The 24,914-nt window shown below is 66.8% G+C and carries 24 protein-coding genes; 10 read left to right on the top strand and 14 right to left on the bottom strand.

Annotated elements, in window-relative coordinates:
* Positions 1-170: 170 nt before the first annotated feature.
* Positions 171-479, top strand: a complete 309-nt coding sequence (locus AC1D1G_RS03335) for a hypothetical protein (RefSeq protein ID WP_280781315.1) — start codon at positions 171-173, stop codon at positions 477-479.
* Between the two features lie 82 nt (positions 480-561).
* Here the strand turns inward: AC1D1G_RS03335 and AC1D1G_RS03330 are convergent, their stop codons facing one another.
* Complete coding sequence (locus AC1D1G_RS03330; RefSeq protein WP_477951135.1) at positions 562-1,128, bottom strand: peptide deformylase; 567 nt, start codon at positions 1,126-1,128, stop codon at positions 562-564.
* A gap of 46 nt (positions 1,129-1,174) precedes the next feature.
* Here AC1D1G_RS03330 and AC1D1G_RS03325 point away from each other — a divergent pair, with 46 nt between their 5' ends.
* The gene (locus AC1D1G_RS03325) at positions 1,175-1,717 is read left to right on the top strand and encodes a PadR family transcriptional regulator (RefSeq protein WP_283351426.1); all 543 of its coding nucleotides are present in this window, start codon (positions 1,175-1,177) and stop codon (positions 1,715-1,717) included.
* Positions 1,718-1,738: 21 nt separating this feature from the next.
* On the opposite strand, the gene AC1D1G_RS03320 is transcribed toward AC1D1G_RS03325, so the two are convergent.
* The 3 genes from AC1D1G_RS03320 to AC1D1G_RS03310 form a co-directional block, all read right to left on the bottom strand.
* Entirely contained in the window at positions 1,739-2,044 is a 306-nt protein-coding gene (locus AC1D1G_RS03320; protein WP_477951132.1) for a WhiB family transcriptional regulator, read from the bottom strand.
* 242 nt (positions 2,045-2,286) lie between these two features.
* Positions 2,287-3,270 carry an ABC transporter substrate-binding protein gene (locus tag AC1D1G_RS03315; RefSeq protein WP_477951131.1) on the bottom strand — a complete coding sequence of 328 codons (984 nt, stop codon included), beginning with the start codon at positions 3,268-3,270 and terminating at the stop codon, positions 2,287-2,289.
* Between the two features lie 84 nt (positions 3,271-3,354).
* Complete coding sequence (locus AC1D1G_RS03310; RefSeq protein WP_477951261.1) at positions 3,355-4,212, bottom strand: SGNH/GDSL hydrolase family protein; 858 nt, start codon at positions 4,210-4,212, stop codon at positions 3,355-3,357.
* A 221-nt stretch (positions 4,213-4,433) separates the two neighbouring features.
* Between AC1D1G_RS03310 and AC1D1G_RS03305 the strand changes: the two genes are divergently transcribed.
* A complete protein-coding gene (locus AC1D1G_RS03305) occupies positions 4,434-5,792 on the top strand; it encodes an LLM class flavin-dependent oxidoreductase (RefSeq protein ID WP_477951129.1) in 1,359 nt (452 codons plus the stop codon).
* A 35-nt stretch (positions 5,793-5,827) separates the two neighbouring features.
* On the opposite strand, the gene AC1D1G_RS03300 is transcribed toward AC1D1G_RS03305, so the two are convergent.
* Together AC1D1G_RS03300 and AC1D1G_RS03295 are read right to left on the bottom strand one after the other, a co-directional pair.
* Positions 5,828-6,583 carry an IclR family transcriptional regulator gene (locus AC1D1G_RS03300; protein ID WP_283332002.1) on the bottom strand — a complete coding sequence of 252 codons (756 nt, stop codon included), beginning with the start codon at positions 6,581-6,583 and terminating at the stop codon, positions 5,828-5,830.
* A complete protein-coding gene (locus AC1D1G_RS03295) occupies positions 6,580-8,034 on the bottom strand; it encodes an APC family permease (RefSeq protein ID WP_477951126.1) in 1,455 nt (484 codons plus the stop codon). Before AC1D1G_RS03295 ends, AC1D1G_RS03300 begins: the two co-directional genes overlap by 4 nt.
* A 422-nt stretch (positions 8,035-8,456) precedes the next feature.
* On the opposite strand from AC1D1G_RS03295, the gene AC1D1G_RS03290 reads away from it, so the two are divergent.
* From AC1D1G_RS03290 to AC1D1G_RS03275, 4 genes are all read left to right on the top strand, one after another.
* Positions 8,457-9,962, top strand: coding sequence for an aldehyde dehydrogenase family protein (locus tag AC1D1G_RS03290; RefSeq protein WP_283332001.1), 1,506 nt, complete (start codon positions 8,457-8,459; stop codon positions 9,960-9,962).
* A 169-nt stretch (positions 9,963-10,131) separates the two neighbouring features.
* Complete coding sequence (locus AC1D1G_RS03285) at positions 10,132-11,616, top strand: APC family permease (RefSeq protein ID WP_477951123.1); 1,485 nt, start codon at positions 10,132-10,134, stop codon at positions 11,614-11,616.
* Positions 11,613-13,559, top strand: coding sequence for a primary-amine oxidase (locus tag AC1D1G_RS03280; RefSeq protein ID WP_477951121.1), 1,947 nt, complete (start codon positions 11,613-11,615; stop codon positions 13,557-13,559). Before AC1D1G_RS03285 ends, AC1D1G_RS03280 begins: the two co-directional genes overlap by 4 nt.
* A gap of 5 nt (positions 13,560-13,564) precedes the next feature.
* Positions 13,565-14,017, top strand: coding sequence for a hypothetical protein (locus AC1D1G_RS03275; RefSeq protein WP_477951119.1), 453 nt, complete (start codon positions 13,565-13,567; stop codon positions 14,015-14,017).
* Positions 14,018-14,026: 9 nt separating this feature from the next.
* Here the strand turns inward: AC1D1G_RS03275 and AC1D1G_RS03270 are convergent, their stop codons facing one another.
* Both AC1D1G_RS03270 and AC1D1G_RS03265 read right to left on the bottom strand, forming a co-directional pair.
* On the bottom strand, positions 14,027-14,917 hold the full coding sequence (locus AC1D1G_RS03270; protein WP_283351432.1) for an alpha/beta fold hydrolase: 891 nt from the start codon (positions 14,915-14,917) through the stop codon (positions 14,027-14,029).
* Positions 14,918-14,997: 80 nt separating this feature from the next.
* On the bottom strand, positions 14,998-15,909 hold the full coding sequence (locus AC1D1G_RS03265; protein WP_283351433.1) for an amidohydrolase family protein: 912 nt from the start codon (positions 15,907-15,909) through the stop codon (positions 14,998-15,000).
* A gap of 77 nt (positions 15,910-15,986) precedes the next feature.
* Between AC1D1G_RS03265 and AC1D1G_RS03260 the strand changes: the two genes are divergently transcribed.
* The gene (locus tag AC1D1G_RS03260; RefSeq protein WP_283351434.1) at positions 15,987-16,805 is read left to right on the top strand and encodes an alpha/beta fold hydrolase; all 819 of its coding nucleotides are present in this window, start codon (positions 15,987-15,989) and stop codon (positions 16,803-16,805) included.
* Here AC1D1G_RS03260 and AC1D1G_RS03255 read toward each other — a convergent pair.
* From AC1D1G_RS03255 to AC1D1G_RS03235, 5 genes are all read right to left on the bottom strand, one after another.
* Positions 16,780-18,006, bottom strand: a complete 1,227-nt coding sequence (locus AC1D1G_RS03255) for a cytochrome P450 (protein ID WP_477951116.1) — start codon at positions 18,004-18,006, stop codon at positions 16,780-16,782. The two genes, AC1D1G_RS03260 and AC1D1G_RS03255, sit on opposite strands and share 26 nt — an antisense overlap.
* 42 nt (positions 18,007-18,048) lie before the next feature.
* Positions 18,049-18,879: an ABC transporter permease gene (locus AC1D1G_RS03250; protein WP_280781331.1), complete on the bottom strand. Its 831-nt coding sequence runs from the start codon at positions 18,877-18,879 to the stop codon at positions 18,049-18,051.
* Complete coding sequence (locus AC1D1G_RS03245; protein WP_283351436.1) at positions 18,876-19,832, bottom strand: ATP-binding cassette domain-containing protein; 957 nt, start codon at positions 19,830-19,832, stop codon at positions 18,876-18,878. The genes AC1D1G_RS03250 and AC1D1G_RS03245 overlap by 4 nt, the downstream gene beginning before the upstream one ends.
* Positions 19,833-19,862: 30 nt before the next feature.
* A complete protein-coding gene (locus AC1D1G_RS03240) occupies positions 19,863-20,708 on the bottom strand; it encodes a DUF4097 family beta strand repeat-containing protein (protein ID WP_005260956.1) in 846 nt (281 codons plus the stop codon).
* A gap of 73 nt (positions 20,709-20,781) precedes the next feature.
* Entirely contained in the window at positions 20,782-21,297 is a 516-nt protein-coding gene (locus AC1D1G_RS03235; RefSeq protein ID WP_283331994.1) for a YlcI/YnfO family protein, read from the bottom strand.
* 225 nt (positions 21,298-21,522) lie between these two features.
* Between AC1D1G_RS03235 and AC1D1G_RS03230 the strand changes: the two genes are divergently transcribed.
* Positions 21,523-22,710, top strand: coding sequence for a serine hydrolase domain-containing protein (locus tag AC1D1G_RS03230; RefSeq protein ID WP_283331993.1), 1,188 nt, complete (start codon positions 21,523-21,525; stop codon positions 22,708-22,710).
* A 63-nt stretch (positions 22,711-22,773) separates the two neighbouring features.
* On the opposite strand, the gene AC1D1G_RS03225 is transcribed toward AC1D1G_RS03230, so the two are convergent.
* The gene (locus AC1D1G_RS03225) at positions 22,774-23,451 is read right to left on the bottom strand and encodes a GntR family transcriptional regulator (protein ID WP_283331992.1); all 678 of its coding nucleotides are present in this window, start codon (positions 23,449-23,451) and stop codon (positions 22,774-22,776) included.
* A gap of 215 nt (positions 23,452-23,666) precedes the next feature.
* Between AC1D1G_RS03225 and AC1D1G_RS03220 the strand changes: the two genes are divergently transcribed.
* Positions 23,667-24,914: alpha/beta hydrolase family protein (locus tag AC1D1G_RS03220; protein WP_477951113.1), on the top strand; the 1,248-nt coding region annotated here is incomplete at its 3' end.

Here is a 24,914-nt window from a genome sequence, read left to right as displayed (position 1 = left end):
CTACCTGGAAGACCGAGATTGGCGCTGGTGGCATCCGGAAGCTCCTGCTGGCAGTGGCGACGCCGGGCCCCGTTTCCACGACGATTTACATCAATGGTCGTTCGATCATCAACCCATCACCTGCACCGCACAAGTCGGTGCGGCACAGAAAGAAAATGAAGGTGAGAACAATGAGCAAGTTCGCACTCCGCGCGGCGGTCGCCGTAGCCGCAATCGCACCCCTGGTCGCCCTCGGTGCCGGAACTGCTTCCGCCGCAACAGTACCCGATGTGGCTACTCCTGCCGCCCGCGTCGTGCCGGATGCGGGTCCTGTGACGGACCTTCCGGATTCGGGTTTCCCGTGGGGCTGGCCGGGAACGACCGGGCCTATCGGACCCGGACGCGAGGATGTGGGGCCCTTCCACGGCGGGTTCGGCGAATTCGGCGGCTTCGGTCACTTCGGTCACTTCGGTCACTTCGGCGGCCACGGTGGGTTCTAGCCGGCCTCGGCGCCCGGCCGGATCGTGCCCATCGCCGCCGCGGCGCTGAAGTCCATCGACCTCGTGACGGACGGCATGCCTGTCACCAACCGAAAGGATCACGGTCCGCCCCGGGTACCCACGTGTTGCCGGGGCCGGTCCACTGACGCCGTTTGATCATCTTGCGGGCGGCCCGGTGATTGCGTCCGACGAGCCGGTCGAGGTAGAGATGCCCGGCGAGATGGTCGGTTTCGTGCTGCAGGCAGCGGGCCAGGTAACCGGTGCCCTCGACGGAGATCGGGTTGTTGCCGATGTCCACGCCGACCACTCGCGCCCAGTCGGCCCGGCCCGTCGGGTAACGCTCGCCCGGAACGGAGAGGCATCCCTCGAGGTCGTCCGGGTCGGGCATGGTCTCGGGCGGAGGTGAAGTCTCGAGTACCGGATTGATGACGTGCCCTCGATGCCGTCGGGTGTCGTCGATCAGGTCGTACACGAAGATCGCTCTCGGGTCTCCGACTTGGTTGGCGGCCAGGCCGGCCCCGTGAGCTGCGGTGTTGGTCTCGTAGAGGTCGTCGATCAAGGCGGCGAGTGCGCTGTCGAACGCGGTGACCGGCACCGCTGGTGTGGTCAGTCTGTTGTCTCCGGCAATGAGGATCGGTCGAATAGCCATGCGAAAGAGAGTACTCAAATATGAGTACTCCGGTAGAACTGATGGCATGAATCCCACGCGGCTGTTCGTCCTCGGCGCTCTCGCCAAGCGGGGACCCATGCACGGTCACCAGCTGCGTCGCGACGCGCGTCTGGATCGAGCCGAATTGTGGTCACAGGTGAAGCCCGGGTCGCTCTACGGTGCGTTGCATCGGCTCGCGGACGAGGGTCTGATCCGGCCGTTGCGAACAGAGCAGGACGGTGCGCTGCCCGCCAGAACCGTGTACGAGATCACGGCGGAAGGCGCCAGGGAGCTTCGAGCGCTTCGTGACGAGGCGTTCACCGAGTTCGAACTCAAACCGGACCCCGTCGACCTCGCCCTGGCTGTGAGCGCGGATCTCGACCGAGAGGTACTTCGCGGCTACGTCGAGGACCGCATCGCAGTCCTCGCGGCACGCGAGCTGCAGTTCGATCACCAGCTCGATCGTCGATGGCCCGACCAGAGTGCGGCGGACGATCTCATCGTCGCCCACGCCAAGATGCGCATCCAGACCGAGATCGCCTGGCACAAGAAAGTGCTCGCCGACATCGACAAGCTGGAGGCACGGTGATCCGCGGAGGGGAGGAACCGGTCAACGGCGGCTGCCGGAACGGAGTCGGCGGGCGTGCCGTCGGCGGTCGGCTTCGGTCATCCCGCCCCAGATCCCGTACGGTTCGTCCTCGGCCAGGGCGTGGTCGCGGCACTGGGCGAGCACAGGACAGTCCTGGCAGATCTGCTGGGCGTTCGCTTCGCGACGGGCTCGCGCATGACCGCGTTCGCCGTCGGGGGAGAAGAACACCGACGATGCGACTCCGCGGCATGAGGCCAGCTCGCGCCAGTCCTCGGCATCGGGTGCAGCCACGGGGGCCGGTGTTCGTGACGTTTCTGCCAACAGCACTGCGGTCCTTCCGTTCCCGCCCGTGGAACAGAACCGCGTGGCGGGAAACAGATATCGATGTTCTTCGTGTGAGCGTCGGTATCGGTTACGAGCTATCCCGTTAACAAACCGGACGGCCTGTTTAAGGGTATACCGGACGACCACACGACTGCGCCACTGGGTCGGATGTCCAGTGGTGCGGCGGTGCATCGACGTGCTTGCGGACGGATTGACGAGTGTGTCGGGAGTGGCTTCCGAGGTCGTTAGCGTTGCACGGCGGAGTCGAGGAGTGGAACCACCTGTCCCAGTGCCCAATCGAGGCTGGGCGGTGAGGGGAAGGCGATCGACTGCGCCAGCGTCGGTGCCGGCGGCACGTATGCGCCGCGCTCGACAGCGCCGAGCGACTGGAATGCCGGCTGCTGTTCCACACTCTCCAACGCGCCATTGGAACTCGTTGCCAGGATGAGATCGGCATCGGTGTCGGCGAGTAGTTCAGTGCTGATCTGGGCACGCCCGGGGATATTGCTGACAGGTTGTGCCGTGGCGAACGGGGTCAGCGTCAACCCCAGTTGGTCGAGGAACTTCGCTCCGGCGTCGTCGGTCGAGTTGACGACGTACGTCGAGTCGGGCTGCGGTCCCACGAAGAAGGTGTAGGTCTTGCCGTCGAGGGCGGGGTGGGCGGCGGCGGCGTCGTCGATAGCCGATTCGGTCTGCGCCACCACGTCGTCTCCCTGCGAGGAGATACCGAGCGCGGCGGCGATCGTCTGCGTCGCGTCCTGCCAGGTCTCGGCCGAGGGGGTGTCGGCATAGTGCACGACGGGAGCCAGTTCCGAGAGTTGGCTGTATTGATTGTCGAGCCCGAATGACTTGGTGGCGACGATGAGATCAGGAGCCTGTGCGGCGACTTCTTCGACCGAGACACTGGTGTTGACACCCTGGAGAATGGCCGGGTGGGCGTCCCCGAGACTATCCGCCGTCCACGGCTGCACGCCCGACTCGTTCGGCGCCTTCCCGATTGCGACCGGAGTCACGCCGAGCGACAGCAGAATGTCGGCGTCGGTCCAGCTCAACGCGACGACGCGGTCCGGGCGCTCGTCGATCGTCGCCGACCCCAGCGCGCCCGTCGTGGTCACGGGGAAGGCATCACTGCTCGCGGAGGTCGCGGGTGAGTCCGTCTCGGATGACGCGCACCCGGCGACCACCGTTCCGACCAAGAGAACCGCCGCCATGATCCCTGCAACCCGCATCCGTCACTCCTCACCTCGCCACGACGTTGTAAGGGCAGGCTAACCGCTCCGGGGAATGGCGCAAGCCGGATTCCGCGATGCAGGTCATGGACGGGCCGCGACGACGAGCGATGCCATCGCCCTCAGTCCTTCGTGCGTGGGGTGCAGGGGCATCGTGAACGATCGGGGGACGAGGCCTTCGAACCACCGTAGATCGGATCCAGCGCACGCGTCGTGCCCCACCGCGGCGGCGGCCACGTCGACGAAGTACGCGCCGTTACTCCGTGCCGCGCCGGCGAGAACGCTGTTCATACTCACGAAGAACTGCACCACGAAGGCGGCGTCAGCATCGCTCGTGGGGATATAGGGCCAGCAACCGCGGTCGCCGAAGATGCCGCCGTGCCCCACCAGCAGCACGGTCGCAGCGGGGGCCTTCTCGGTGATCGCAGCCAGGGTGGCGGACACCTTCGGGCCGAGCACGGTGAGAGCGTCGTTCATGCGCCGGGCCGTGGTGGCGTCGGAGCGACAGGTCGCGTCGAGCCCCGGGGCGAGCGTGTAGCAGGGCTCCACCAACGATGACCACGCGATGTCGTTTCCCCCGATGCTGACGGTGACGAACGTCGTGTCCGGCCGGAGTGCCCCGATCTGCGGTGGTTGCGGTCCGGTGATGGTGAATTGTGGTGTTTCCGTGATGTTTTCGGTCTTTGCTGCCGCGCACGCCCTGCTGACGTACGATTCCGCGTGCAGGGTGTCGGCGACGATCTGCGGGTACGCGTCGGCTGTGCGGAAACAGCCGTCTCGAATCGACAGCGGGTCGTGAGGCGACCCAGTGGCCCGCGAATCACCCAACGCGACGTACCGGATGGCGGAGTCCGGCGCGGCGTCGGCAATGGCGACGTGCGACCACGGGAGTGCGAGCGCCACCACGCACCCGGCGAGGACCGCCGACAGCGCCGACTTCACGGGAACGCTTCGAGGACGACCGGATGGTGTGGGACCGGCGGGTTTTTCGTCATCACTCATCATATTTCCGCGCACCGGATATCGCCTGACTTCGACGGACTCGGCTCCATGCGAGTCTGCGAAAGTCGCGGACTTCGCGTCACGCTGAGTCCAATCGGTGACATCCATCGCCGCGTTGTTGAAGGCTGAACTAAGACTTCCGACGATCAAGGAGCCACACCATGTCTCGTGAACTGCACCTCGCCGGCTTCCTCATCGCCTCGCACGTCACCCACTCCCACGCCGCGTGGCGGCACCCGGCGTCGGAGACCGACTACCTCGGACCCGATTACTACCGGCGCGTGGCGCAGACACTCGAACGCGGAAAGTTCGACTTCCTGTTCTTCGCCGATCTCCTCGCCACACCCGTTCGATACGGCAACGACATCCGTGTCCCGCTGAGCAGTGGAACGCAGGCGTCGGCGACCATCGACCCCTCGCTGGTGGCGGCGGGCCTGGCCAACGTAACCGAGAAGATCGGTCTGGCGATCACCAAGTCCACCACCTACTTCCACCCGTACGAGGTGGCGCGGATCTTCGCCACCCTCGACCACCTGTCCCGGGGCCGGGCGGGCTGGAACGTCGTCACCTCGCTCAATCAGGCGGAGGCCCAGAACTTCGGCATCGAGAACCACCTCGGTCACGACGAGCGGTACGACCGCGCCCAGGAATTCCTCGAGGTCGCATTCAAGCTCTGGGGGAGCTGGGATCGTGACGCCCTGGTGCAGGACAAGGCGTCGGGTGTGTTCGCCGATCCCGACAAGGTGCGCACCGTCGACCACGAGGGCGAGTGGTTCAAGACGCGCGGACCGTTGACGGTGCCGCACTCACCGCAGAGCCGTCCCGTGATCATCCAGGCCGGGTCCTCCTCGGTCGGTAAGGACTTCGCTGCCCGCTGGGCGGAGGCGATCCTCGAGATCGACCCGACGAGTGAGGGCCGCAAGGCCTACTACGACGACGTGAAGTCGCGTGCATCGAACTTCGGGCGCAACCCCGACGACATCAAGATCTTCCCGTCGTTCGTGCCGTTCGTCGGGGAGACCGAGTCGATCGCGCGGGAGAAGCAGGCGTTCCACAACGAACTCGCCGACCCCATCTCCGGCCTGATCACGTTGTCGGTGCACACCGATCACGACTTCTCGCAGTACGACCTCGACGCCCCGATCGAGGATGTCGTCGTGCCGGGCACCCAGGGGTTGTTCGACGTCGCGCGCCGGCTCAGCGTCGAGGACAACCTCACGTTGCGCGACATCGGCAAGCTGTATGCCCAGGGTGTGCTGCTGCCGCAGTTCGTCGGGACGGCGTCGCAGATCGCCGATCAGATCGAGGAAGGATTCCTCGGCGGGGAGGCGGACGGGTACATCCTGTCCGCGGCCCAGGCGCCGGGGTCGTTCGACGACTTCGTCGACCTCGTCGTTCCCGAGTTGCAGCGGCGTGGACTCTTCCGCACCGACTACACCGGTAGTACCCTGCGTGACCACCTCGGTCTGGGCGGCGCGAGTCTCACTCCCGCACCGCGCGGAGTGGCCGTCGGCGCCTGACGTCGGCGGCTACCTCGCCGGGTGGGATCTGAGCGCTAGGCCATCAGCGGGGCCAGCCGCTCCGCATGCTCCCGCAGCGACGGGACGTGGCGCAGCATGAGGTGTTCGTGATCGACGTGTCCCGACAGGGCCAGACTGCCGACGAGCGACCCCGTTCCGGACCGGACGGGGACGGCCACGCAGGCCGACGCGTCCCGGAGCTCGGCGAGTTGGGTGGCGAAGCCCTGGCTTCGGATCAGGTCCAAATTCGCGAGGAGTTCGCTCCGCGCGACGATCGTGCGGGCCGTCAGCGCCCGCGGCTCCCAACGCGGAATCACGGATTCGAGTTCCGACTTCTCCGCGAGAAGGAGTTTGCCGACCGCGCACGCGTAGAGGTGCTGGTTGAGAAACGATTCGTCCTCCGGCGGCGGGTATTCGGGGTCGGCGTCGGCCGTGCGGACGGCGACGTTGGTGTAGTAGAACAGGTGGACCCCGAAGCGCACCGACAGTCGTAGTTCGGCGAGAACCTCACGCGCCGCCGCACACACGGTGGGCACGACGGCGGCGTCGACGAGGATCCCGATCTTCTGGCCCAGCGCGAACCCGGACAGATCGGGGAGCCGCACCACATAGCCTTCGCCGACGAGAATGTTGAGCAGTCGATACGTGGTCGCCGACGGCATCGACAGGCGGGCCGCGATGTCTTTCGCGGTCACACCCGAGCCGGCGCGGGCCACTTCCTCGAGCACCCGCAGCGCGCTGGTGACGGCCTTCGGCTGCCGCCCCGACAGGGCCCTGTCGTCGGGGCTCACCGGCGGACCTCCCACGGGCGGTACCGGCCCAGCAGGTCGTCGGCCACGGCCTCGTCGTACACACCCATCCGTTCTCCGATTCCGGGGGATCTCCTGGCGCGGATCGCGAAGACCGCGGCGCCGACAAGCATCAGAAGCACGTAGACGGCGGTCGCCGCGCCCGCGACATATGTGCGCGAGAACGCCGCCCACCCGACGAGGGCGACCATCGCGGTCGCCGTCAGCACGCCGACGATCAGGGGAAGTAGAGTCAGTTCGCCGATCCGCCGGAGGAACGCCGGCGTCGCGACGCACAGCAGGACGTACGCGAGGACGTAACCGTGGGCGGACACGGCGAGGAGTCCGATCAGGACGTCGCGGCTCGAACCGCTGACGAACAGGTAGAGGACGGGCACCGCGACCACGATCGGCATCGCCGCCGTCAATGCCACGTGCGGAGTGTGGAACCGGTGGTGCGTCCGGCCGAACACGCTCGGAACCACCCCTTCGCGGCCCATCGCGAACAGGGTGCGCGACAGCGCCGTCGTCGAACCGAGGACGCACGCGAACCAGGAGGCGGTGATGCCGAGTTCCATGACGATCGACAGCGTCGACGAACCTGCGCCGGACGTGTCGGGCAGCGTGAGGACGATCGGCAGCGAGTCGACTCCCTGCCGCACCGGCTCCGGCAACTGCAGGGCGGCCGCGAACACGTACAGAACGCCCAGCGCGATGGGGGTCCACCGGATGGCGCGGGGGACGGCGACGAACGGGTTGCGGGCTTCCCGCGCCACCGTGCCCGCACTCTCGAATCCGACGAACGACGTGATCGCGAGCAGCACGGCGAACCCGACCGCGGATCCTGACTTCGCGCCGCCCGCGGACGGGGTCGCGCCCTCGCGGACCGATTGCACGAACGCGACCACCAGCGCGGCGGAGGCGGCCACGATTGCGAAGACCTCGATGGCGAGCATGATTCGCGCCGACAATTGCACGCCCCGGACCATGAGGAGAAGGGCGAGCAGTCCGACGATCGCCGCGAGGACCGCGATGAGGGGCGACCCCGCCGGAAGCCCGACTCGGCCGAGCAGCGCGGCGAGGTAACTCGCGGCACCGAGTGTGCTCGCCATGGCCGCGGCCGCGTAGCCGACGAGCAGCGACCAGCCCCCGCCGAAACCGGGCACCGCCCCAAGTCCCTTGACGATGTAGCTGTAGAGACCGCTGACGGCGACCATCCGGGTGGCGAACTGTCCGATGCAGTAGCCGACCGCCGTCATCAGAATCGCCGCCGCGACGAACACCGCAATGGTCGCCCGGCCCGCGTCGGGTATGACGAGAGCAGGCAGCGTGACCATCACGGCCGACGGTGCGACCGCGGAAACGGACTGCCCGAGCACCTGGACGAAACTCAGACGCGCCCGCTCGAGACCGGCGACCGGTGATCTACTTCTGATTCTCGGTGTACCGGACACCACGCACCTGCTCTCCACACTTTCCGGCCGGCCCCGCGCGAGTGATCAACCCGGGGCTGCATGAGTTGCACGCTAGCGCAGCAGACGAGCGCGATGCGCCGATCGGAATTAATTTTCGATCACCTCGAATGAGAATGGCCGGAGAATTCGTTCCCGATTCCGGAGCCTGCGCCGGCGTACACGGCGGATCAGCTGCACCGACCCGAAAAGCCGGAATGAGAATCGGCGCCGTCGTGGCCGGAAAAGTCGAATGAGAATGCCGCAGTCGCTGATTCCCATCCGGATTTAGTAGTGACCGGCGACACATTCGGGGTTTATCGTGGGTTCGGGCCGCAGCGCGACGAGGCGAAAACTTCCGCCAAAAGTGTTCTGCAGAAGCCGGATTCATTCACAGATTCGTTCACTCCATCGAAGAGGACATGATGACTGCAGTCGTTCACACCCCCGCCGGACTCGACCCCCGGGTCGTCGACTTCGTTTCGTCGCCGAAGCGCATGTTCGTCGACGGCCGATGGGTGGACTCCGCGTCGGGCAGGACGTTCGAGACGGTCGATCCCGCCACCGGACAGGTGATCACGACAGTGCCGCACGCCGGAATCGAAGACGTGGACCGGGCGGTAGCGGCGGCCCGGCGGGCTTTCGAGTCCGGGCCGTGGCGCTCGCTCACCCCCGCGGCACGTCAGCGGATCCTCTGGAAGATCGGCGAGGGGATTCTGGCCCGGGCCGATCAGTTCGCACAGCTCGAGTCGATCGACAACGGCAAGTCCGTAGCGGTGGCAAAGGCCGTCGACGTGACGTGGGCGGCGGAGATCTTCTTCTACTACGCCGGCTGGGCCACCAAGATCGAAGGCCGCACCATCCCCGTGTCGGTGCCGTGGGCGCCCGGAGCCCGATTCCACGCCTTCACCACCCGTGAACCGGTCGGTGTGTGCGCACAGATCATCCCGTGGAACTTCCCGCTGGTGATGGCCGCGTTCAAGGTGGCACCCGCGCTGACCTGCGCGAACACCATGATCCTCAAGCCTGCCGAGCAGACACCGCTCAGCGCGCTGCTCCTCGCCGAGGTGATCGCCGAGGCCGGTGTCCCCGACGGCGTGTTCAACGTGCTCACCGGTTTCGGCGACATCGGCGCGGCGCTGTCGAGCCATGACGACGTCGACAAGGTCGCGTTCACCGGTTCGACCGAGGTCGGAAAGAAGATCGTCACTGCCGCATCGGGGAACCTGAAGAAGGTGTCCCTCGAACTGGGTGGCAAGAGCCCGCAGGTGATCTTCTCCGACGCCGACCTCGAGGCCGCGATCCCGGGCGTGGCCGGCGGTTTCCTGTTCAACCACGGCCAGGCCTGCACGGCCGGAACGCGCCTGCTCGTCGAAGACCGGATCTTCGACGAATTCACGTCCGGTGTCGCCGATTTCGCGAAGTCCCAGAAGATCGGACCCGGACTCGACCCCACCAACGACATCGGCCCGCTGATCTCCGAGGAGCAGTTGGGCAAGGTCACCGGATACATCGACGCCGGACTCGCCGACGGTGCTCGCGCGCTCTCCGGCGGGCAGCGGCACGGCGACACCGGCTTCTACGTGGAGCCCACCCTGCTGGTCGACGTGAACCGTGACTTCAGCGTGTACCAGGAGGAGATCTTCGGACCGGTCGCGGTGGCGGTGCCGTTCAACCGGGAAGAAGGCGTCCGCGCGGCCGCCAACGACACCCCCTACGGCCTCGCCGCCAGCGTGTGGACCCGGGACGTGTCCCGCGCCCACGAGGTGGCCGCCGAGATCAAGGCGGGCACGGTGTGGGTGAACTGCCACAATGCCTTCGACACGGCGCTTCCGTTCGGCGGCTACAAGCAGTCCGGGTGGGGACGCGAACTCGGTGAAGGCGCCATCGCCGAATACACCCAGAGCAAGTCCGTCAACATCGCCCTCTAGATTCCTCGACCGGACCCGAATGAGAATCGTCCTGCGTGCGTTCTCATTTGCTGTCGACGGACTGTGACGCTTCGGCAACTGCGCCGACAACCCGCAGTCGCATGCTCGTCCCAGAGCTCACCGCGGAGCCTCCACGCAGGCCCTCTCCTCGTGAAAGTCGAAGGAAACCATGACAACCAACGCCCCCACGCACTCGAGTGCGGTCAGCGACGGCGCCCCTCGCAGACTGGCAGGCACCCTCGGTCCGGGTGCCATCGTGTTCATGGTCGTCGCAGCGGCGGCCCCGTTGACCGTGATCGCCGGAACCGTCCCTCTGGGCATCGCAGCGGGCAACGGCGCCGCCTACCCCGCGTCGTACATCGTCTGCACGGTGGTACTGCTGTTCTTCGCCGTCGGATTCACGGCGATGGCCAAGCACCTCCCCGGCGCCGGCGCGTTCTACACCTACATCACGCAGGGCCTGGGCCGGCATGCCGGTCTCGGCTCCGCGTTCCTCGCGCTCGTGTCCTACACGGCCGTCCAGGGCGCGGTGTACGGATACATCGGAGCCGCCGTCAACGATTTCGTCACCGCTCACGGCGGCCCCGAACTTCCCTGGTACGTGTGGGCCCTGGCCGTGACGGCCGTGGTCGCGATCCTCGGATACCGGCACATCGACCTGTCCGGCAAGGTGCTCGGCGTACTACTCGTCTGCGAGGTCGGAATCGTCCTCGTCATCGACGCCGCCGTCATCGTCCGCGGCGGCGGCGGCGACGAAGGATTCTCGACGGCGGCGTTCCACCCCGCCGAGTTCTTCTCCGGAGCACCCGGCATCGCACTGATCTTCGCCATCGCCGGGTACATCGGATTCGAGGCCACCGCCGTCTTCCGTGACGAGGCCCGGGACCCGGGCCGCACCATCCCCCGGGCCACCTACCTGGCGTTGCTGGTCATCGGCGGCTTCTACGCACTGTCGAGCTGGGCGATGGTCAGTGCGTGGGGCGACGAGGGTGCCGTGGCCATCGCGACCGAGAATCCGGAAGGGATGATCACCGAGACCGCCACCCGCTACGTGGGCGCGATCGCCGGCGACCTGGTCCAGATCTTCCTGATCACGAGCCTGTTCGCGGCCCTGCTGTCCTTCCACAACGTGCTGTCCCGGTACATCTTCTCCCTCGGGAACAGTGCGGCCCTGCCCGCGGGATGTGGCCGCTCGCACGTCAAGCACGCGTCGCCGTACATCGCGTCCGTCGTGCAGACGGCATCGGCTCTCGTCCTGATCGTCGCGTCCGCCGTTGCCGGACTCGACCCGGTGACCGAGGTGTTCGCGTGGTTCGCCGGTGTGTCCTCGGTCGGCATCGTTGCACTGATGACCCTGACCTCCGTGGCCGTCCTCGTCTACTTCGGCCGGACCCGGGTGGACCGGCGGGTGTGGAACACCGTGATCGCACCCCTGCTCGGCCTCGTCGGCCTGGCCGGGCTTCTCATCATGACCGTCGCCAACCTTCCCCTTCTCGTCGGCGGGTCGAGCACTCTCGCCGCCGTCATCGGGATCCTGCTCGTCGGAACCTTCGCCGGCGGAGCAGCCGTCGCCGTGCTCCGACCCCACGCCGCACGCCACGACACCGCTCTACCGCAGCACGACACCATCATCGACAAGGAGATCGCACGATGAGCACCGCCACCACCGAGACCCCGGCCACCGTCGGTTCCGCCGCCCCGGATCATCCGCTCACCCCGTTGTCTGCGGACGAGATCCGTTCGGCGAAGGCACTCCTCACCGACGAGGGACTGATCGGCGAGAACGTGCGCTTCGTCTTCGTCGCGCTCGCCGAGCCGCACAAGTCGACGGTCCTCGCGTTCACACCGGGCGACCCGATCGAGCGACGCGCCCGGATCCTGCTGCTCGACCGATCCACCGGCATCGGCACCGACCTCGTCGTGTCGGTGACGGAGAACCGCGTGATCAGCAGGGCCACCGTCGATTCCGCCACCGACGGCCACGTGCCGATCCTMGACGAGGAGTTCGAGGACATCGAGGCGTTCCTGCTCGGCAGCTCCGACTGGCTCGCGGCGATGGCCAAGCGCGGCATCGAGCCGTCGAAGGTCCGGGCGGTTCCCCTGTCGGCGGGCGTGTTCGGTCACGAGGACGAGGTCGGGCACCGCATCGTCCGCGTCCTCGCCTTCCACCAGGAGGACAAGGCGGACCTGCCGTGGGCTCACCCCATCGACGGGGTCGTAGCCTACGTCGACCTCACCGAGCGTCGCGTCGTGAAGGTGGTCGACGAGATCGAGCTACCCGTCCCAGCCGAGCGCGGCGAATGGAACGCCGAACCGCACGCCACACCCACCCGCACCGACCTCAAGCCGATCGAGATCACCCAACCCGAAGGAGCAAGCTTCTCCGTCGACGGCAACGAGATCACCTGGGCCGACTGGAAGTTCCGCTTCGGTTTCGACGTGCGCGAAGGTCTGACGCTGCACCAGCTCTCGTTCGACGACGGGGGAGTGGAACGTCCCGTGATCTATCGTGCCTCGATCGCCGAGATGGTGGTTCCCTACGCCGATCCGTCCCCGGTCCGGTACTGGCAGAACTACTTCGACCAGGGCGAGTACCTGTTCGGCCGGTACACCAACTCGCTCGAACTCGGCTGCGACTGCCTCGGCGAGATCCAGTACTTCGACGTCACGATCGCCGACGAGTCCGGTGACCCGCGCGTCATGAAGAACGCGATCTGCCTCCACGAGGAGGATTACGGCGTCCTGTGGAAGCACACGGACATGTTCAACGGCATGACCGAGACCCGCCGCTCGCGCCGCCTCGTCATCTCGTTCTTCCTCACCATCGGCAACTACGACTACGGCTTCTACTGGTACCTCTACCTCGACGGCACCATCGAACTCGAGGCGAAGGCCACCGGAATCGTCTTCACCTCCGCCTACCGCGGTGCCGACGGATTCTCCACCCAGATGGCGCCCGGGCTCGGCGCCCCGTTCCACCAGCACCTCTTCTCCGCCCGGCTCGACATGGCCGTCGACGGCAATGTGAACACCGTCGAGGAAGTGGATGCCGTGCCCGTCCCGATGGGTCCGGAGAACCCGTGGGGCAATGCCTTCCGCTGCCAGAAGACCAAGCTGACCACCGAATCCGAGGGGCAACGCACCGCCGACAACCTCAAGGCCCGGGTCTGGCACATCACCAATCCCACCAAGCAGAACCGGCTGGGGCAGGACGTCGGGTACGCGCTGCACCCCGAAGGTCAGCCGGTGCTCCTGGCGGATCCGTCCAGTTCGATCGCCTCCCGTGCCGCGTTCGCGACCAAGCACCTGTGGGTCACGCAATACGACGAGTCCGAGCGTTATCCCGCAGGCGACTTCGTCAACCAGCACCCAGGCCAGGCGGGTCTGCCGACGTTCGTGGCGGGCAACCGGGACATCGAGGGCGAAGACCTGGTGCTGTGGCACACGTTCGGGCTGACGCACTTCCCCCGGCCCGAGGACTGGCCGGTCATGCCGGTCGACTATGCCGGGTTCACGCTGAAGCCGGTCGGATTCTTCGACCGCAACCCCGCGCTCGACGTGCCGGCGAGCACCGCGACGCACTGCTGCGAAGGCTAGAAGTCGTGTCCGCCGTCTTCTCTCCGATCGCCCGCCGCGCCAGTCATTGGTTGCGGCGGGCGGCCGCGGCCCTCGCGGTTGCCGCGGCAGCGCTCCACGCCGCGTCGCTCGGTGAGCATGCGACGTCGTCGCCGATGGTCGGCATGGTGACCGCCGCGATGATCTTCGGATGCCTGTACTGCGCCCGGCACTTGTGGATGCGTGGTTCACAACGGGATTGGGGTCTCGTCGCGCTGATGAACGTCGGCATGATCGCGTTGCACGTCACCGTGATGAGTCCCGGGTCCGGTGGCGGTCACCACGGGCACGCGATGCACGCAGCGGCGTCGGCTCCGATGGGTCATTCGATGTCGACTCCGATGGCGGCGGCACTCGCGACGGCCGCACTCGAAGCGATCGTCGCCGTGACGGTGCTGTTCTATCAGACTCGGTTCGACGCCCGAGAAATCCCGGCCTGACCTAGAGGGTCAGTTTTGCACTGGCGCAAGATCGTTCGATACCAGTGCGAGAATGTCGTTCGCGTGACTGACGGCAATGAAATGACCACCACCGCTGATCGGGTGCCAGACGGCGCCCGGGGTCTTGTCCGCTACCGTCTTGTTGATGATCTCAGGCACCAGGGTGTCGGCGCTGCCCTGCCAGAAGTGCACGGGGCGCGTCACTTTCGTCATGTCGAACGGCCAGGCCTTGTAGAGCATCGTGGCGTCGACGACGAGTCCGTCCGCGCCATGCCGAAAGCACTCGCGCCCTGCCCTCAGGAACGCGTCGAGGACCTTCTCGTCAGCGAGCACCTCCCGGTCCGCGGTGCACGCCGACTGCGTGATCGCCTTAGCGTAGCGATCCGCGAAGTGGGTGGCACTGATACCGAGCACGTCGTACATCAGTGTGAAACCGGGGTGGAAGTGAAGTGCCAGGCGGCCGCCCAGCGCGTCGACGCTGCTGAGATACTTCGCGGCCCAGTTCGATCCGAACGTTCCGTAATTGCCACCGGCGATGCACACGACATCGGCCAGGCGCGCGGGGTCCAGATACGCGGCGGCCGCCAGTGCCCACGGTCCACCCTCGGACCAGCCGGTCACCGCGAATCGTTGTGCGCCGAAGGAGTCGGCCAGCAGCAGGAGGTCATCGGTCCAGCCTTCGAAGGTGCGGCCCGGTTGAGGATCGGACCCGCCCATGCCCGGCCTGTCCGCGCACACGAATCTCAGTCCATTGGCCTTCGCATGCGAATCGAACAGTTCGGCCTCCAGCCGGCTCGAGGGTCCGCCGTGGTTGTGCAGCACGAGCGGTCCGCCCGGGTCACCGGCTTCGAGATACGTGATGGTCCGGTCGCCGACCCGGATACTGCCCTCTTGCGTCACGTGGACTCCTCACAGTGTGGGCCGGACGCCGAAAGTGGATTGGCGGCGTCGAAACTGCAGGTACTCCGATCTCCCTAATACTAGGTGTCACCGGCGTGCAGGCGGTACACCCGTCGTGCGGTTTCGCCGAAGAAGCGCGCTTGTTCTGACGGTGACAAGTCGCCGAGTGCTGCCTGGACGGTGGACACCATGGTTTCGGTATCCCACACCAGATGGTCGATCGGGTAATGCGAGGCGAACATGCATCGCCCGGCGCCGAAGATGCTGAGGGCCGTCCGGACCCACCGACCGATCGCCTCCAGGGATGTTCCGAAAATGAGGGCGATTCCCTGCAACTTGAGGACGACGTTCGGAAACTGACTCACCGCCGTGAGGCGTTCTTCCCACCGGGTGAAGCCCTCGGCAGTGAGATCGACCGGCCAACCGGCCGCCTCCAGCACGAACGTGGTGTCGGGAAACGCGGCGATGAGTTCGTGCGTGGCGGGTAACTGCTCGTCGTAGACGAGCAGATCCCACACCAGCCCCGCATCGGCGACCTGCTCGAATCCATGCAACCAGGCCGGGTCTGACAGGTAGTCGCCGCGCGCACCCAGGCGCTTGATCGGGTCGGCCGCCCAGTACAGCGGCTGACGCACAGCCCGGACCACCGGGAGATCCCGGTATTGCGCGAGAACGCCTGTCAGATCGCCTGAATCGAGCTGCACGGCCGCGATGAAGGCGTTCGGAACACCGACGCGGTCGGCGCAATGCTGAACCCAGATGGCCTCCGCGACTCCGTCTGCAGCACCGAACTCGCACGCGACCGAGGCCGTGACGGGCGTCCCCTCGAGCTGTGCCCGATAGTCGTGCGGCAGGTACCGGTGCGCAGCGTCGTAGTAGTTCGGCAGCAAGGCGGTGAGCGCGGGTGGGCGACTGTCGATCCACGGGTACGCGAGATCGGGCAGGTTGATGAAATGATGATGAGCATCGACAATGTCCACCTCACGCAGCATATTTCAGTCGTCGACGGGGGATCGGGCAATTGGTCGAGCGCGGCTCCTGTAGTCGCGTGGATCGTTAAGGTGTCGACATGGAACGCCGGATCGACGAAGCCCTGGTCCATTACGTCGAGCACGGCACCGGCGTGCCGCTCGTGGCTCTGCACGGCGCCGGCGTCGATCATCGTGAGATCGAGGCGGCAATCGAGGCCGTCGTTCCCGGCACGGGATACCGACGGATCTACCCGGACCTGCCGGGGATGGGCCTGTCGACAGCCGACGGCCTGACCTGCAACGACGATGTGGTGACGCTGCTCGGCGACTTCATCCACAGCCTGGGCGTGGGCCCGGTGATGCTGGTCGGACATTCCTACGGCGCCTACCTGGCACGCGGGGTGGCCGCACAGCGACCGGACACGGTGCTCGGCCTGGCGTTGTTGTGCCCGGTCACCGAGCGGTCACGACACGTGCCCGACCACGCCGTGGTTCGCCAGGACGCCGATGCCTACGACGAACTCGAACGTGCACAGTGGGCGGGGTTCGACGAGTACTTCGTCGTGCGCACGCCGGCCACCGCTCGCCGCTACCGCGACCATGTTCTGCCGGGTACGACGCTCGTCGACGAGGACGCTCTCGGGCGCATCTTCGCCGGGTGGACGGTCGACGTCGGATCGAATGCGTTCCCGGGGCCGACGTTGATCGTGGCGGGCCGCCGCGATTCGGTCGTCGGGTACACCGACGCGGCCGAATTGCTCGAGCGCTACCCGCACGCCACCCTGGCCGTCGTCGAGGACGTCGGTCATGCACTCATGCACGAGCGGCCCGAACTACTTGCCGCTCTGTTCGGCGACTGGTTGGATCGGCTGACGCGCTCGGCCGACGGTTCTACCGGGACGCTTCCGTCCAGGTGACCGGCAGGTCGTGGACGCCGTAGATGTTCATGTCGGTCCTGAGTTTCACGTCGCCGGCGGGGATGGCGAGCCCCAGGGTCGGGAAGCGGCGCAGCAGTCCCTCGAATCCGGCGCGCATCTCGAGGCGGGCCAGTTGCTGGCCCAGGCACAGATGGACGCCGTGGCCCAGGGACAGGTGACCGCGGGCCTTGCGGCGGATGTCGAGGGTGTCGGGGTTGTCGAAGCGCTGGGGGTCGCGGTTGGCGGCCAGCAACGAGACGACGACCGTCGATCCCTCGCCGATTGTTTCGCCGCCGAGTTCGATGTCCTCGGTGGCGTAGCGATAGAAGATGTCGGCGACGGACAGGTAGCGCAGGAGTTCCTCGACGGCATCGGGGAGCAGGTCGGGGTCGGCGCGCAGTTCCGCCAGCTGCTCGGGGTTCTCCAGCAGCGCGAAGGTGCCCAGCGCCAGCATGTTGGCGGTGGTCTCGTGGCCGGCCAGCAGCAGCAGGAAGGCGGCGCCGGTCAGCTCCTCGATGGTGAGGTCGTCATCGCGGGCCAGATCGGACAGTATGTCGTCTCCGGGGGCGGCGCGCTTGTGCGTGACCAGTTCGGCCAGGTACGTGCTCAGTGCGCCGTACGCGGCCATCTTCTCGTCGAGAGGCTGGTCCTTGATCAGGAACTTGGCGGAGTTGACCTGGAAGGTGTCCCGGTCCGCGTAGGGGACACCGAGCAGTTCGCAGATCACCAGCGAGGGCACCGGCAGCGCGAACTCTTTGACCAGGTCGACCGGCGGGGTCAGGCGCGCCATCTCGTCCAGTTGCCGCTCGGCCACGTCGATGATGTGGTCTTCGAGCTGCTTCATGCGTGTGACGGTGAAGGCGCCGGTGAGTGTGCGCCGCATCCGGGTGTGGTCCGGCGGGTCCATGGCGATGAACACGCCCGGCATCTGCGGGGACGGCTCGGTGGCGGTGGGCATGCCGGGGGTCTCGTACGGCACGTGGAGAATGCCGATGTCCTGGCGGGAGCTGAACCGGGTGTCGGCCATGAGCCGGCGGACCGCGTCGTAGCCGGTGACGAGCCAGCCCTCGTGACCGTCGGGGAAGACCATGGGACTGACGGGACGAGTCTCGCGCAGCCGGGTGATCTGCCGGGGCGGGTCGAAGGGGCCCGCATCGCGTTCCATAGGGAGGCCGTACGGGACGGCGACCGTGTTACTCATCGGATGTCCTTTCGTGGCAGTGTCAGTTGCGGGGCCGTGCCGCTATCGCGAGTACTCGCGGTTGAAAAGCCTTTTCGACCAGAGGTATCCGCCGAGGGCGATGACGGCGCACCAGCCGAGCGCGATCCATGCGTTGTTCCCGATCGGGGTACCCATCAGCAGGCCGCGCAGGGTTTCGATGATCGGGGTGAACGGCTGGTACTCCGCGAACCAGCGCAATCCGGCAGGCATGGAGTCGGTGGGGACGAACCCACTGCCGAGGAAGGGCAGCAGAACCAGCGGCATACCCACATTGCTCGCGGCCTCGACGGTCTTGCTCACCTGGCCGAGCGCGACGGAGAGCCAGACGAGCGCGAACGTCACCACCACCAGGAAGCCGACGGTGGCCAGCCACGCGCCCACCCCCGCGGTGGGCCGGAAGCCGACCAGCAGTGCCACGCCGATCACGATCGCGACGCTGAGCATCGCCTGGATCACGCTGCCCAGCACGTGTCCGGTCAGCACCGAGACGCGTGCGATGTGCATGGTGCGGAACCGGGCGATGATGCCCTCGGTCATGTCCATCGCGACCGAGATCGCTGTCCCTTGCACCGCGGCCGTCACGGTCATCAGGATGATCGCGGGCACAACGTAGTTGACGTACTCGGCGCGCCCGCCGGACACCCCGCCCAGCCCTGCGCCCAACGTCCCGCCGAACACGTAGACGAACAGCAGCAGGAAGACGACCGGCATTCCGACGAGAGTCACGGTCATCGACGGGTACCGCAGCATGTGATTGAGGTTGCGGCGCAGCATCGTTGCCGAGTCGCGCAGCGGGTGGAACCGGAGGTCCGCCGGGGCCGGCCCGGCGAGAGTGGGGGCGGGGGCGCTCATGAGGTCACCTTCTCGTTGTGGGGGTTGCCGGTGAGGGCGAGGAAGACGTCGTCGAGATCGGGGGTGTGCACGGACAGCTCGTCGACCTCGATGGCCTCATCGTCGAGCCGGTCGATCAGGGTCTTGAGCGAGCGGAGGCCGCCGTCGCTGGGCACGCGGAGGGCAAGTGCGTCGGGGTCGCGCGAGACCTGGTCGAGGACGCGCTCGGCCGCTTCGAGGCCGCGTGGGTCGGCGAACTGCAGGCGGACGTGGCTCCCAGGGATGCGGCGCTTGAGCTCGTCCGCGGTTCCCTCGGCGACCAGGCGGCCGTGGTCGAGGACCGCGATCCGGTCGGACAGTTCGTCGGCTTCCTCCAGGTACTGGGTGGTCAGGAAGATGGTGACGCCGGTGGCCACCAGGTCCCGGACGATCTGCCACATTGCCCGGCGGCTGCGTGGGTCCAGGCCGGTGGTCGGCTCGTCGAGGAAGATCACGCGCGGGCTGCCGACCAGGGTCATCGCGAGGTCGAGCCGCCGCCGCATGCCTCCGGAGTAGGTCGAGACCGGCTTCGAGGCCGCGTCGACCAGGTCGAACCGTTCGAGCAGCTGGGCGGCGCGCCGCCGGCCGTCGCTGCGGGCGAGGTGGTGCAGATCCGCCATCAGCAGCAGGTTCTCCTTACCGGTGAGCAGGTTGTCCACCGCCGAGAACTGGCCGGTGACACCGATTGCGGCGCGCACCGCGTCGGATTCGCGGGTGAGGTCGTGGCCGGCGACTCGGGCGTAACCGGCATCGGCGCTGATCAAGGTGGACAGGATGTTGACCGTGGTGGTCTTCCCGGCGCCGTTCGCGCCGAGCAGGGAGAAGACCGTTCCCTGCGGGACGGTCAGATCGATGCCGTCGAGCACGACGTGGTCGCCGAACGACTTGCGTAACCCGGTCACCGCGATGGCCGGCTGAGATTGCCTAGTGGTCATGGTTTCCCTTTCTCGAGGTCCAGAAGTGGATCAGGAACGACGGATCGTGATGCCGCCGAACGAGGTGTGCGCGCGGACCTCGACGGTCTCGTCGGACGCCTCGGGCCGGGTGGTGTTGTCCAGCAGATTGCGTACCTGCCCGAACTTGGTGTTCACCTCCAGCCAGGCGGCGGTGCCTTCGGCGATGCCGATCTCCAGGTCGCCCATCGCGGTCCCGAGCTCGACCGAACCGCGGGCCACCTCGCCGAGGCGAATGCTGCCGTTGGACGTCTTCGACTCGACACTCGCGCCGGCCCGGTCGACGGAGATGTCGCCGTTCGCCGAGCGCACGTGGACGTCGCCGGTGACCGCGGCGATCGCGGTGTCACCGTTGGAGTTCTTGACGATTGCGGAGCCTTCGATCTCGCCGATGCGGACCTTCCCGGAGCCGGTGCGGATCTCGGCGTTGCCCGCGACGCCGTCCGCGGTGACGTGACCGGCCGCGGTGTCCACACGCAACGGACCGGTCTGCTCGAGCCGGACGTTCCCGGTGGAGGTCTTGAACCGGCACTGCCCGAGCCGGCCCGTGCCGCTGAGGTCTCCCACCTGCACCTCGCCGGAAACCTGCGAACCGCTGGGCAGGTCGATGGACACCTCCACCGACCTGGACTTGCGGGAGAAGTCGAGTACGCGCGCTTTCGGTCCCATGACCTGGAGCACGCCGTTCGCGTAGTCGACGCGGACCCGCTGGGCGGCCTGCACGTCGGACTCATCGGATGCGTCGCTCGGGCGCACGTCGACGGTGGTGTCGGTGCGGTCGCTCGCGGTGATCCGCACATTGCCGACGCCGAGTTCGAGCGTGACGGAAATCGGTTCGGGTGTATCGAAATTGGGCATAGCTGTCCCCTCGGGATGAGTTGGTGAAACATCCCCGCAGGTCGGGGACGTGGTGTGAGGTGAGGCGGTGCGGCTAGCGCACCCAGCCGGTGAGGCTCTGCTTGGTCTGTTTGCCGCGCTGCTGGGCGTGCTGGACGCGGTCCGGTTGCTGCAGCGCGGTCGAGGCCGCGCGGACCAGCCAGGCGTTGACCGAGCGCCCCTCCTTGGCTGCGGCCTCCTCGACCGCGGCCTTGAGCTGTTCGGGGAGGCGCACGTTGATCCGCGCGGTCGGGCCGTCCTCGGCGATCGGTGTGCCGCCGTCCGCCGGTGCGGCATCGTCCTCGGTCGCGTCTTCGATCGGCTCGGCGGGCCGTGCGGTCACGACGAAGTTCGGGTCGCGTCCGCGCAGGCGCAGCTCCACCGATCCCGGGGCCAGATCTTGGGTGATCTCGTCCGTGGCGGCGGACAGTGCGTCCAGCAACGTCATCCGGATCGCAGACTCGAGCGACCCGGTCAGGCGCTCGACCAACGCACGGGATTCGTCACCGCCGGCTTCGGCGAGGGTGGCGAATTCACGTCCGAGGTTGCTCACATACGGTGTCAAATCCATAGTGCCATCGTGGCACAGCAATGGCACCATGGCAAGGGTTTAGTGGCTCAAATGTGGTGCCACATGGCACCACCTGGCCGTTCTCGGATGAAAAGTGCTGGTTGTTGCCGCTCGACCAGCCGATCGGATAACGGCCGGAACCTCCCTGGGCAACGACGGTCTGCGCCTAGAATCCCAGTGAGCAGCGACTCCCACTCGACCTCTGCGTACGAAGGGATCGACCCCATGAGCTTGTCGACTCGTAGCCGGCTGCGTCGAACGGCCACCGCGCTCAGCATCGTTCTTGCCCTCGCCACCGTTTCGTGCGGATCGGACGGTCGCAGCGGCGAACAGCAATCAGCGGAAAACGGTCCCGACGTCGCGCACACCGATGATCCCAACGCCGACAAGATCGCCGCTATCGTTCGCGACAAGCTGACGGAGCTCGATCTCAGCGGCGCCGTATTCGGTGTGTGGCGCGGCGACGAGGAGATCGCCGCCGGGGCGGTGGGGGAGTCTCCGCTCGGCGTTCCCGCGACGCGTGACATGCAATTGCGAGTCGGCCAGCCGATGGAACCGATGCTGTCGACAATTCTGTTGCAGCTGGGCGAGGCCGGAACGCTGAGCCTGGACGAGCCGATCGCCAAGTGGGTGCCCGACTTTCCGCGAGCCGACAAGATCACCCCGCGGATGCTCGCCAACAGCACCACCGGCATTTCGGACTACGTGACCAACCCCGATTTCCTGAAGATCTTCTACGCAAATCCGATCAAAGGCTTTACGTCTCAGGAGATCTTCGACTTGGCGAACGCCCGCCCGCCGCTGTTCGAACCGGGGACCAGTTTTGCCTACGCGCACAGCGACCTGTGCCTGCTCGGTGTGGTACTCGAGAAGGCGGCGGGAAAGCCGTTGGGAGACCTCCTGAAGGAGCGGATCTTCACGCCGCTGGGGATGGACGCGAGCAGCGTGGTGCTGACACCTCAGATGAGTGAACCGATCCTGCACGGCTATACCAACGAACGTGGCGTCTTCGAGGACTCCACGTTCTGGAATCCCACGGCGTTCCTCAACAGCGGCAACATGAACTCGACGGTGGCCGAAGTCGCGCGGTGGGTTCGTGCGCTCGGCACCGGCGAACTCCTGTCCGACACGGCGTTCACGGAGATGATGGCGGACAAGACCGCCGGGCTGGGCCCGCTGACTGCGGACAAGTACTTCGCATTCGGAACCGTTCACCTGGGCAGTTGGCTGCTCATGAACCCGGCGTTCGGGGGCTACAACGGCATCGCCCTCTACGAGACGGAGTCGAAGACCACGATCGTCGTCTACGCCACGCTCGGACCGACGGCCAATGCCAACGCCAATAACACGGTGCCGATCGGCAAGGAGATCGGCGCCCTCCTCTTCCCCGACAACCCGCCGAAGGTGCCCTGACGCTCACCGTGGAGGTGGACGGATTGCACCCGGCGGGTCCGCGAAAACCGTTGTCGCTACGGGCTAACCGGCATCCTCTTGGGCGGCGAGCTGCACCCTGATCCGCGACGTCGCGTTGATCAACGACTCGTTGTTGACGGCGGCCGCAGCGTCGGCGTCGCCCTTGCGGGCGGCCTCGACGAGACGTTCCTGGTACCTCCACAACGAGTCGTCCCCCGGCGTGTCGAGGGTGCCCTGCGCACCGACGATCTTGTAGGCACGGCAGTGCTGCCACAGGGTACGGATGGAGTCGACCAGCACGGGGTTCGCTGATGCTTCGTAGAGAATCGTCAACAGCGCCTCGTCGTGATCGAGCAGCGCCACCACCCGGCGTTCGGCGATGGCGGTCTGCATGAGTTCGTACTCGGCGTGCATCCGGTCGACGTCCGCCGGGCTGATCTGCTGGGCGCCCAATCGTGCGGCTTCCACTTCGAGCAACCGTCGCACGTCGTAGACGTGGACCAGTTCGGCCAAGGTCAAGCCCTTCACGACCGCGCCCTTGTGGGGGACGCGCTCGGCCAGACCGGCTTCCTCGAGCCGCCGGATCGCCTCGCGCACGGGCATCACGCTCGTCCCGACCTGCGCGGCGATGTCGCGAATGCGCAGGCGGGAGCCTGCAGGCAGATCGCCGTTCATGATCGCCTCGTGCATCGTCTCGTAGACCTGGTCGGTCAACAGGGACGTTTCGGCGCGCTTGGTCATTACCACAGCTCAAATATAAACCGCACGAGGGGCGCAGCCGTGCGCCAGACGACCTGCGCGAGTCTGCGCGCCGCGCCGCACACCGGTGCCGCGACACACCGGCAGCCTGAGTTGGTCGTGCGTCCAGAGCGTTTACGCTCGTCGGAGGTGCTCGGGGCGGAGTGACGGACGGCGGGTGGGCTGTGAAACACAGGGCGCGTAGATCGACTCTGGCGGTGGTGACGGCGGCGGCCGCGGTACTGACACCGATCGCGGCGTCGGCCCCGGTGACAGCCGATCCGCTCGGGTTCACGAAGACCACGCTCCATTTCCAGGTTCTCGTCGGACCGAACCGGGACGAGCCGTGCGACGTGATCGGCGACGTGTACAAGCCCGACTCGGCGTCGGCGTCGAACCGGGTGCCCGCCGTGCTCACCACCAACGGCTTCGGCGGTTCCAAGAACGATCAGGCCGGCATCGCGTCGTTCCTCGCGTCCCGCGGCTACGCGGTGCTCGCGTACTCCGGACTGGGCTTCGGCGGTTCCGGTTGCAAGATTCACATGGACAACCCCGACTACGACGGGCGCGCCGCGAGTGAACTGGTGAGCTTCCTCGGCGGACGCGACGGCATGGCGTTCGTCGATCCCGCGCACACCGTCCCCGTCCCCGGACTCGACTACGTGGTGCAGGACCGGACCGCTCACCACGGCGTCGCCGCGGCGCACGATCCGCGGGTCGGCATGGTCGGCGGCTCCTACGGCGGGGCCGTACAGTTCGCCGCGGCCTCGGTGGACCCCCGGATCGACACGATTATCCCGATGATCACGTGGAACGACCTCAGTTACTCCCTCGCGCCCAACGGCACCGACCAGATCACCGGGGTCAGCACGTCGGTTCCCGGTGCGTCGAAGGTGGTGTGGTCGCTCATGTTCGGGGCCATCGGCGTGACCAACCCCCGGGCCGAGGGCTACGCGCAGGACCCTGTGCGGGCGTTGGGTTGCCCCAATTTCGCCGACCCCGCGTGCCCCGCGCTGACGCAGGCAGCGGTGCAGGGCTACCCGGACCCGGGGTCCGTCGACTTCCTGCGCCAGTCGTCCGTGGTGTCGTACGCGGACCGGGTGAAGATTCCGGCGTTGATCATGCAGGGTCAGCAGGACACCCTCTTCGACCTCAACGAAGCGACGGCCACGTTCGAGACCCTGCAGGCGCAAGGCAACGACGTGAAGATGATCTGGCACAGCTGGGGGCATTCCGATCTCACTCCCGCCGAGGGCGAGATCAGCATGAAGGATCCGAACCCCGACACCCAGTACGAGACGGGCCGGATGGTCGACTGGTTCGACCACTACCTGAAGGATCGCGCGGTCGACACCGGGCCGGTGTTCAGCTACTTCCGCAACTGGGTCGACTACACCGGCAACGCCGCACCCGCGTACGCCGAATCCTCGGATATCGCGGTAGGCCAGGACTATTCGCTCTACCTC

The organism is Rhodococcus sp. P3_B8 (assembly GCF_056402775.1).
This window is presented reverse-complemented; position numbering and strand designations above follow the sequence as displayed.